This is a genomic window from Pseudomonas sp. K2I15 (assembly GCF_002204795.1).
Classification (GTDB): Bacteria; Pseudomonadota; Gammaproteobacteria; order Pseudomonadales; family Pseudomonadaceae; genus Aquipseudomonas.
The window spans coordinates 43,147-52,745 of the sequence record NZ_NIXO01000044.1 but is presented as its reverse complement, the minus strand read 5'-3'; the positions used below and the strand labels follow the sequence as shown (position 1 = coordinate 52,745).

Annotated in this window: 5 protein-coding genes and 1 pseudogene; 2 read left to right on the top strand and 4 right to left on the bottom strand. The window is 53.3% G+C overall.

Annotated elements, in window-relative coordinates:
• Positions 1-310 precede the first annotated feature (310 nt).
• Positions 311-1,345 (bottom strand): amidohydrolase family protein, encoded by a 1,035-nt coding sequence (locus tag CEC48_RS22680; protein ID WP_088425779.1) that lies wholly within the window; start codon positions 1,343-1,345, stop codon positions 311-313.
• A 29-nt stretch (positions 1,346-1,374) separates the two neighbouring features.
• Positions 1,375-2,073 (bottom strand): type 1 glutamine amidotransferase domain-containing protein, encoded by a 699-nt coding sequence (locus tag CEC48_RS22675; RefSeq protein WP_076013542.1) that lies wholly within the window; start codon positions 2,071-2,073, stop codon positions 1,375-1,377.
• Between the two features lie 411 nt (positions 2,074-2,484).
• Between CEC48_RS22675 and CEC48_RS22670 the strand changes: the two genes are divergently transcribed.
• Both CEC48_RS22670 and CEC48_RS22665 read left to right on the top strand, forming a co-directional pair.
• Positions 2,485-3,417 (top strand): NAD(P)-dependent alcohol dehydrogenase, encoded by a 933-nt coding sequence (locus tag CEC48_RS22670; RefSeq protein WP_088425778.1) that lies wholly within the window; start codon positions 2,485-2,487, stop codon positions 3,415-3,417.
• A 2-nt stretch (positions 3,418-3,419) separates the two neighbouring features.
• Positions 3,420-4,124: a YafY family protein gene (locus CEC48_RS22665; RefSeq protein ID WP_088425777.1), complete on the top strand. Its 705-nt coding sequence runs from the start codon at positions 3,420-3,422 to the stop codon at positions 4,122-4,124.
• A gap of 505 nt (positions 4,125-4,629) precedes the next feature.
• Here the strand turns inward: CEC48_RS22665 and CEC48_RS22660 are convergent.
• Both CEC48_RS22660 and CEC48_RS22655 read right to left on the bottom strand, forming a co-directional pair.
• Positions 4,630-5,703 (bottom strand): annotated as a pseudogene (locus CEC48_RS22660) (IS630 family transposase).
• 164 nt (positions 5,704-5,867) lie between these two features.
• A complete protein-coding gene (locus CEC48_RS22655; protein ID WP_176438767.1) occupies positions 5,868-8,903 on the bottom strand; it encodes an ATP-binding protein in 3,036 nt (1,011 codons plus the stop codon).
• Between the last annotated feature and the right edge of the window lie 696 nt (positions 8,904-9,599).

The window sequence follows — 9,599 nt, the reverse complement described above, 5'->3', positions numbered from 1 at the left end:
GGTACAGATACACTTTTTCGACTTTGGCATCGGGTCGCATCATGGCGAGCTGGCTCCTGAGGGAATCGGGAGCACAGCATCCGGGATCCGATAAGCGCTTTGAATGTGGGGTTTATGGAGCGCTTACGAGGCATCCCGGTATTGCTCCAACTGCTTTTGGTCTACCTGGATCTGGGCAATACGAATAAGGGGCGCACATCCCTTGTGACCAGGTTCAGTTTGAGCAATTAGTTCTGTGGCATCAGGTTTGGCAGACATCTTAAAACCTCGATGATTTCTGGCGCGGGGTTACGTATAGACAATCCCGGACTCAAAGCCTGAATAGCTTCTCGGCATTGCCGTGGGCGATCAGCGCTTTCTCCGTCTCGCTGATTGGAAGATTCTCAATAAATGCGCGGGCGCCGTCCAAACTCTGGTAGGGGTAATCGATGGAGTAGAGGATGCGTTCTGCCCCCATCAACGAGTATACAAACTGAAAATGCGGCAGGGTGAGCATACCGCTGGGCGAAACATAGACATGTTCACGATAGGTCTGAACGATTGGGCGGTTAAGCCCCGAGGCTTCTTGTGGAATCGAATCCTCCAAGCGCTGCAGGAAAAAGGGCACCATTTCCCCCCAGTGACCACTGATGACTTGCAGTGAGGGATAGCGGTCAAATACACCCGCCAAGAGCATACGGATTACCTGGATCCCCGCTTCGTTGTGCCAACCCCACGCAAACATGGAAAGCCGAGCACTCAGCTCACGATCAAAGCCACCATAGTACGGCGCTTGTACGGCGGGCAGAGGCAAACCTGGATGCACGTACAACGCAACATTCAACTCATTGAGAGCACTTAGTATCGGTGCATATTGCGGGTCGTCCAGGAAGGATTCGCCAGGTCGACCGTTAATCAATGCGCCTTTGAGGCCCAACTGCGTAACCGCCCTCTCCAGCTCAATCGCTGCCGCCTCTGGAGCCTGCCATGGAAGTGTGGCAAAGCCTGAAAAGCGAGCGGGATTGGCATGCGCCGCCTCGGCCAGTTTATCGTTCGCGGCACGGCACACATCAACAGCCTTTTCCGCTGATAGCATTTGAGGGAAGCCACCATAGGAGAGCACTTGCATACCGATGCCTGCGGCATTCATGTCGGCAAGCCTTGATGCTCCCATGTCTAGGCCTTTGCGCGCTGATTCGGCAGGTGCAATTACATGAGGCCGACTTGTATCAGTGCTTGAGTTTACGCCATCCACAACTCGGCTGCCCCAACCCGAAAGATAAGGAGCCTCTGCACCGACAAGCGCCTGGCAGGCAGCACCTGTTGCTGGATCCAGAACGTGTTCTTCTACACAAATCAGCTTCATATGCCCTGTCCTCTGTCTGAAGTTAATGCTTATGACGCCAGCAATGCGTCTCTTAGCGCTTCTCCCAGGCTCGAAGCAGACTGCGGGTTCTGACCGGTGATAAGTCGACCGTCGACAACGACATTATCTGCCCAGTTAGCTGCATGTTGATGAAGAGCCCCGCGCGATGTGAGCGTCGCAGCGAGCAAGAAAGGAACCACGTGAGTGGACTCCACCTCCTCTTCCTCTTCGTCGGTAAAAGCAGCCAGATGTTTGCCCGCAATCAAAAGGGTTCCGTCTGTGCGGCGAGCATTGACGAAGGCCGCCGGGCCATGACACACAGCAGAAACAATTCCACCTGCGGCATCAATCTCTCGGATTGCTCTTTGCACGGAAACGTTTTCAGGAAAGTCCCACATAGTGCCGTGGCCACCGGCGAAAAAAATGGCAGAATAGTGTGAGGGATCAATCTCATCGATTCTCAAGGTATTGGCCAATGCCTGACGAAAATCGCTATCCGCCCAAAAATGAGCAATTACCGGATCCGCCATATCTTCCATGCCGTCGAGAGGTGCAGCGCCTCCTAATATCGAAGCAAGTTCAACGCGAATACCCGCCGCCTGTAGCTTTTCAAGTGGGTGAGTGACCTCCGCCAAATTGAATCCAGTAGGAATACCTGTTTCCCCCTTCACCGCGTTACTGGTCACCACGAAAAGTACGGGTTTTACTTCTGATACCTGATGGTTCATGTTATCTAAACCTTTGAACTAAGATTGAGGATAGATGGAGTGCTCGACACTTAGACATCGCAGAGCACCAACCTGCAATAAAGTAGAAACCACTTATAGACCAGTCCGATCTCAAACTATGAGCAGCCTTCCGCGCCTCATAGATATTTCTGCAATTCGCTAGGAATGACTTTAAAATAGAAATCGATTCAGTATTGGAGAAATATCCTCCTATCTCTGTAGACCGTCAGTAGCCAATCGCACCGTGTATCCGTATGAAAGACCAATAATTAATACTGGAAAGGTGAGTTCGACATAAAATGCCTCTAGAAAAATGGCAACTCGATCGAATGGTGACAAAAACTGTCCACATAGCCTTATAGAGTCGTCTCCGTGACTACCTCAGTCATTTTTGGAGCTTGGAGACGCATGATGAAACGCATTCAGTACGAAAACTACGGCGGGCCGGAGGTAATGCGGATTGCCGACTTTAACCTACCCACCCCGGGCAAAGGTGAGGTAGGAGTAAGGGTCAAATTTGCAGCGATAAATCCGATTGACTGGAAGTTGCGCGCCGGGCAAATGAAGATCGTCACCGGCAAGGCATTCCCTCGCGCTATGGGTATGGATTTCTCTGGCACAGTTATATCGGTCGGCCCAGGCGTCACCCGCCTGAAGGTAGGTGATCCCGTCTTCGGACTTGCCCGTTTCAAGGAGAGCGGTGCGTTTGGCCAAGCCGTCATCACAAAAGAAGCATTCCTAGCACATAAGCCTGATGATGTTTCTTTCGAGGATGCCGCGTGCCTGGGCACACCGGGTATAACCGCATGGAACGGACTAATAGACAAAGCGAAGCTGCAAGCTGATCAGCATGTCTTCGTAAACGGTTGTGCTGGTGCTGTCGGCGAAGCCGCCGTTCAAATAGCGCTGATGCATGGCGCTGTCGTCTCGGGAAGCTGCAGTGCAAAGGACATACCCCGAGCAAAATCGCTAGGGGTGCAGACAGTCTATGATTATAGGAACACACAGGTATCGAGTATCACCACCCGATTCGATGTGGTTTACGACACTGCCGCGACGCTACCGGTTTCGACAGGCGTTGCAATGTTGCGAGCCGGAGGCGTATTTCTAGATCTGAATCCAGATCTCGGCAAGTTTATTCGAGCTATTTTTGATCGCAGACTTAAACCAATTATCGGGTCGCCGCGCGCTGACATTCTGGATAAGCTTGCAAAAGCTGCCAGTGAAAGGATCTTCAGGATCCCGGTAGGAAAAACCGTTTCCCTAATCGATGCAATTCAACTGATCGGGGAGCTCGAAAAAGGTCAAAAACTCGGCGGTAAGGCCGTTATTGAGATGGAATAGGCATGGCCAGAAGTGACCGGTTGTTTGAGCTAATGCAAGTGCTCCGCCGACATCGCAGAACGGTATCGGGGCGAACGCTTGCTCAGGAGCTTGGGGTGTCACTTCGCACCATACGTCGCGACGTTTTGACGCTACAGGGGATGGGCGCTGACATCGACGGTGAGCCAGGGCTCGGTTATATTTTGAAGCCTGGCTTTCTTTTACCCCCACTGTCGTTCACAGAAGAAGAAATACAGGCGCTTGTAGTAGGAGCCCAGTGGGTCAGTCGACAGACAGACGATAAATTTGCCTTCGCAGTGAAGAACGCGCTGGCCAAAATTAACGCCGTTTTGCCTTTGGATATGCGTAACACCTTCGAAGATGAGACATTCTACGTAGGCGCCCACTCCCCACCCTCCATTTCAATCGATCTAAGTGAAGTCCGGTTTGCATTACGAGAACAACGTAAACTTTCGATCAATTTGTCGATGGCCCATGCACCTTCGGATAAACAATTTATATGGCCGATTATGTTGGGTTTTATTGATTCAAAACGCTTTCTAGCGGCTTGGTGCGAGGCAGACGATCAATTTAGAGTAATTTCCTTGGAAGACATCGCACAGCTAGAGGTGCTCGACGAGCGCTACTTTCGTAACCGGCGCCAGCTTATTAGAGAATGGCGTGCTCAGGAGATCTTACCTTGTAATGGCCGTGGTGAGATTTGCTAATGGGGGTAACGGACTTAGTTTCAGCCATAAGAGAGGTCGCGTCTGGACGAGCGCCTTATTTTACTGTTTTTCAATGAAGAATATCTAAGCCTTGTCGACCAACGCTTGCGCTGATCGCGAATGAGCCGACTCAACCGCATCTCGCGAATGAAATGCAAAAAGGGCCCCGTCAGGGCCCTTTTGTGCTCAAACACAAATCACTTGGCAGCCAGGACTCGACATTATCGGAGTCGTATTTCGCTTTCCCCTTCAGTCATCTAAATTGCACTCCAAGTGCCGGAGAAATCATATTGACTTCAGAAAAGCCATTTAAAATACATATAATCGGCTGGGGTTTTCGACAAGAATTCGCCGGCGCAGGGATTCGGTCGGTGCGACTGGGGGCAAAATTGGGGGCATGCAAGATAAATTTAAGGCTAAAAACCTTATTCTAGAGCCCAGTCAAAATGTTTTTCGGCTTGCCTGAGAGTCTCTAGTGTGGTGTTTCAGAAGTACCACTGAAAAATCACTTGCCTAGCGCTCGTGCTGCACGAGCGACTGAGGCGAGAATATCTTCTGCCTTCTTATGCCACCGAAACGGCTTCGGATTCTGGTTGTACGTTTCCAGGTAATACTCAATCGAAGCTTCTAGATCTTTGACGCTAACGTGTGCTTGCCGCTTGATCCATTTCTCGCTCAGCGTTGAGAAAAAGCGCTCGACCAAATTCAGCCACGAGGCCGACGTCGGTGTGAAGTGGATGTTGTAGCGTGGAAGCGCCGCAAGCCAGGCTCTGACTTTGTCGGTCTTGTGCGTTGCGTAGTTATCCATGATCAGATGAATCGGCATTTCAGCAGGTACCGACGCATCGATCTCTTTCAGAAAGGCAAGAAACTCTATGCTGCGATGTTGACGCCTCAAGCGGCCGATGACCTCACCGGTTGCTACATCCAGAGCAGCGAACAGAGAGGTCGTACCGTGTCGTTTGTAATCGTGCGTGCGAGTTGCAGGGTTGCCCGGCGATAGGGGTAAACCAGGTTGCGTGTGGTTCAAGGCTTGAATCTCACTCTTCTCATCAACGCATAGCACCAAGGCTCTCTCGGGCGGATTCAAGTACAGCCCAAGGATGTCGTGGACCTTGTCGACAAACAACGGATCGGTGGAGAGCTTGAAGGTTTTTTCCAGATGCGGCTTGATCCCGAACGCGTGCTAGATACGCATGATGCTGGCAGGAGAAAGGCCCGTCTCGCGGCTCATGCGGCGCGTACTCCAGTGACTGGAGTCGTCGGGCTTACCTTGCAATATCTGATTTACTACTTGTTGAACCTGCTCATCCGAAATCGTGCGTGGCCGGCCAGAGCGCGGCTCATCGTTCAAACCCAACAATCCCAACTTAGCGAAACGCTGCCGCCACCGCGATACGACATCCTTGCTGGTACCCAAGCGCTGTGCAATGTCATTGCCAGATTCGCCGGCTGCACAAGCGAGGACTATTTCGGCCCGCAGACGTGCATCCTGGGGGCCTTTACGGAGTTTGACCCGACGTAGCAGCTCCGCATTTTCAGTTTCAGATAGGGTAATGACAGTCGCTGGTCGGCCCATGTCGATACACAACTCTTGATGAGTGGGTTTCTACAGAGCCTAGTCCAAATTTTCAGCGTTACTTCTGAAACACCACACTAAGTGTCTGGCTCGAAAATAAGCTGTTCACTTTTGACGGCGAATTGGGCGCTCGCCAAAAGTGAACGTATTTCCGAGACAGGACACTAGCAGCGGGCTTTTTGCCAGGCGTCCGAGCATGCCATCACGTCGAGGTTGATGAAGTCGGCCAACGACTGGTAGGCCTCGCGCATTTCTTCACGGGTCATCGGTTGCTTCAGCTTGCCTTCGGTCCATTGGCAGATTCTCTGCAGTTGTTCGTCATCGAAGCGAACCTCTGCTGGGCCATAATCATTGGAGCCAACAAACAGCAAAGGTACGAGAACCCTGTCTTGAGAGAGGTCATGCTCAGCGAGGTTGAACAGTCTCAAGTCGACATCCGCTCTCAACGAGAGACGTTCAAAAGCCTTGCCTGGGTTCATGTAGTACCGTGAATTTCCGCCGGATGAATGCAGCGCCTTATTAAGAAAGTACGCCAATGATTCCTTATCCAAAGGTTCTTGATAGTCAGTGGAGAACTGAAAATAGATCCTGCCGATTGTACTACCATCTTCAAGCCCGATCATGTCTCGGTAATGTTCAGACGGTGGGCAGTAGATGACTTTTGCCGAAATCGAATGCCCTGGGACTTTTAACCACTCTCTAAATATCAGGTCCCCCATGGCTTCAAATTCATAAGGAAGTATACGCAGGCTTTCCAGGTGATCAACCGCATCCACATAGTAATCCTCAACCCAGAGTTTCCACGTTGGCCGACTATAAAACTGCTCTATAGTCGCTGGCTGACGGCCCGGCCTAAAACCCTGCCACGTATCCCTGAACTTTTCGGACAACACCCCCCAGCGCGGACCATAATAGGCCTCCATTTCCTTCAGGAAGATCGAGTAGTCTATTTTAGTGCAGTCAAGCTGCTTGAATAATTGCTCCTTCAGCCCCTGTGCCAGATCAAACTCAACGGTGTGATAAAGCGCCTCAAGCACCGCTCGCCTAAAAGCTTCTCGTGCTTTTTTCGACAATGTGTCGCGATTAAAATCCAGCCATGTTCCCGCACCACCGGAAACGAGATTGACTTCAACATTGACGAGAGGGAATGAAATGGAGTCGGTATCAAAGTGCTGCCCGCGATAAGCTGCGTAAAAAGTTTCCTCTTCCTGCTGCGTAGCAACAGGAAGAGGCTTGTAACGAATCTTGAGTTGCGTATCTTTCATGTCGATGAATCGCCATCCCTCGGCTTTGCCAGACTTACCTCCCGCATAGACATCCGCGATATCGAACCGTCCTCCTTTCGTTACCAAGGTGCCGTCTATTTTTATCAGTGGATCATTTGCAAACTCCACTACCTTGTCGAAAAGTTTTCCCGCCTCATAGGGAAATGACTCATCCAGCAAGGGGTCTCGCTTGCGTGCGATCCTGGCGGCTACCGTGTCCCTGTCTTCGCCGTCAGACCACCAGTGCTGTGTGAACGCATCCAGCTTGAACCTCAAGGTCATCTCGGTCCCGTAGGGTTCAGCGATATCTTCAGGCAGCTTTCTCAGCAGTACGAGCCCACGGTTGGGGCCCGAAGGCTTGTGCATGACGATGTCGAATATTTCGTTATTGACGACATTTTTGGTGCGCACATTTATCTCGTCGCACAAGATGAATGCGCTGTGCAGGCCGATACCGAACGCTCCGGAAGGTTTCGCCCACTCCGGCATTTGCCGAATTTCCCTCTGGCGCTGCTGATTCCGTTGCGAGCCGCCAATGCTCAGCATGAACTCCAGGTCGTTTCGGGTGATACCGGTACCTTTGTCTCTGATGCGCAACTGCCACGTCGTCAATGCAGAGTCGGCATCCTGCTCGGTATCGAGTTCTTCCAGCGTGACTGTCACCGCATGCGCATTAAAGACTGTTTTCAGCTTCTCGCACCCTGGTTGTTTCCAGTCCAGTGCAGGATCATTCCTATGGGTCAGCCAGACTTTCAGCAAGGTCGCGTCCACCGCATTCTGCAACAGCTCACGGATACACGCGTACTTGCTGCCATAAAGGTTCTTGCCCTCAAGCAGTTCGGTGACCTTTTCTGAGTCCAGTGAGAACGCCGGCCTTACGCCATCCTTCAGAATCTGCAAGTTTCCTTTCAACCGCACGGTAATCGGCCCCAGCATGGGCAACAACCCAAGCTTCCTGCTCGGCACAATATCCCGCCAGTTGTTGCGCTGGTTGCTGACCTCCTCCTCCAGCCAGCTGAACCATTTGAACGCTTCCATGTAGCCATCCACCGTCTCGCACTCGGCCACCAGCTCGATACGCTCGGGGTCGAGGCGCAAGTGGCGCATGCCGGCGTGCTTGTCTTCGTGGGCCTTGCTCAGCGCCGGGCGGTGTTCGCCGGCGATGCCCTGCATTACCGGGCAGAAGCGGTTGTCGTCTAGGTCGAGCAAGTCGCCCATACGCAGCAGGCAGGCGACGAAGCGTGGGTGGCAGTCATCTTTGCCCAGGCCGGCCTCACGGAATGGCAGGCCCTCGGGGGCCAGCAGGTCCTTGAAAGCGGCACCGTGCATTTGGCAGATACGCCCAAGTACTCGGATGAGCCTGGCCGGGATCAGTTCGGTGCGTGGCGAGCTCAGCCCGATCGAGGTCATCGGCGAACGCACAATCTCGGCCGCACGGTCAGCGTGTTGCCTGCGGAACCATTCGGCCAGCAGTTCGCGCAGTTTGCCCAGCATCTCCACCGGGCTTTCGCAATCGAATATCAGCCCGGTGTCCGAACGGGACTTGAACGCGCGTGCAATGGCGTTCAGCTCGTGGTAGGGCTGAGCACATATCCCGTCGATATATGCTGCGAACCCTGGTTCGGCGATGGCCTTCTGCAGGTCGGCATGGGGTACTACCATGCCGATGTCGTGCCAGTAGGCCGCTTCCAGAATCAACCAGGTATCCGTGGCGGACAGCAGCCTGATGTTGTCGCCTAGCAGCCGCTCGATGTTGATCAGGATCTGCTTGCTGTGGGACTCATCATGTCGACTGTAGTGCGGGAACAGCCCACCGATGCTCTGCAAGGCCTTGGGTATCAGCTTCTTGTCGAAGTCCCACTGACTGGCCAGCAGGCTCAGTGCCGAATGTTTGCCCGCTTTTTCCTTCAGGTGCTTTACCAGCAGATCTGCCATGAAACATCGCTCTCCGGTCTGTCGTCTTGCAACCCAGGCGCTTACAGCCTCTGGATCCAAAAGCGCTACTTTATCTGCATAATGGCGCATTGGCATATAGCTCGTAGGTGGGCTGCCGCATCACACAAGTCCGTCACCACAGGCAACCGCGCCTGGCTGTATATGCAAACGGAGCAGGACTGCGACACACTGGCTATTGAAGTCGCCAGCGTCAGAAACTGCCTGCCGACACTGTGGCAGGTCCTACTGGCCACCAGCGAACTACCCGCGCAAACACCACCCAGCGGGTGTTCGGCGATGCCGGCACCGAGGGCTTGTGCGCCCCCTCCCAGGCGGCACTGGCGCGCCTGACGCAGTTGGCGGCCTTTTTTACTGAGCGGGCGGACGACCCGGGCGCAACCTACTGTCGCCAGTTGCAAGGGGCGGTGCTGTGGTTCGGCCAACTGCTCGCGCGCGATTTTGATGGCGCGCCTGTTCAACGCCGACCTCGACGAGGTCTCTTGGCTGGTAGATAACGACCCTGACGGTTTTAACCGGGCCGTGCGCCAGGAATGCAACGAACGCTGGCTGGCATTGTGCGAAGGCCGAGACAGCGTATATGCCCCTCGCTCAGAACGTCGAGCGCATCGACGCGGACCCCAGGGTTTCCCCGGAAGCTGATTTCGATCTTTTCTTCGCCAGTCAAAGGGAGATGCA

Coding starts and splice junctions, on each gene's coding strand:
- CEC48_RS22680 (WP_088425779.1), bottom strand. CDS start 1,345: ATGAAGCTGATTTGTGTAGAAGAACACGTTCTGGATCCAGCAACAGGT.
- CEC48_RS22675 (WP_076013542.1), bottom strand. CDS start 2,073: ATGAACCATCAGGTATCAGAAGTAAAACCCGTACTTTTCGTGGTGACC.
- CEC48_RS22670 (WP_088425778.1), top strand. CDS start 2,485: ATGAAACGCATTCAGTACGAAAACTACGGCGGGCCGGAGGTAATGCGG.
- CEC48_RS22665 (WP_088425777.1), top strand. CDS start 3,420: ATGGCCAGAAGTGACCGGTTGTTTGAGCTAATGCAAGTGCTCCGCCGA.
- CEC48_RS22655 (WP_176438767.1), bottom strand. CDS start 8,903: ATGGCAGATCTGCTGGTAAAGCACCTGAAGGAAAAAGCGGGCAAACAT.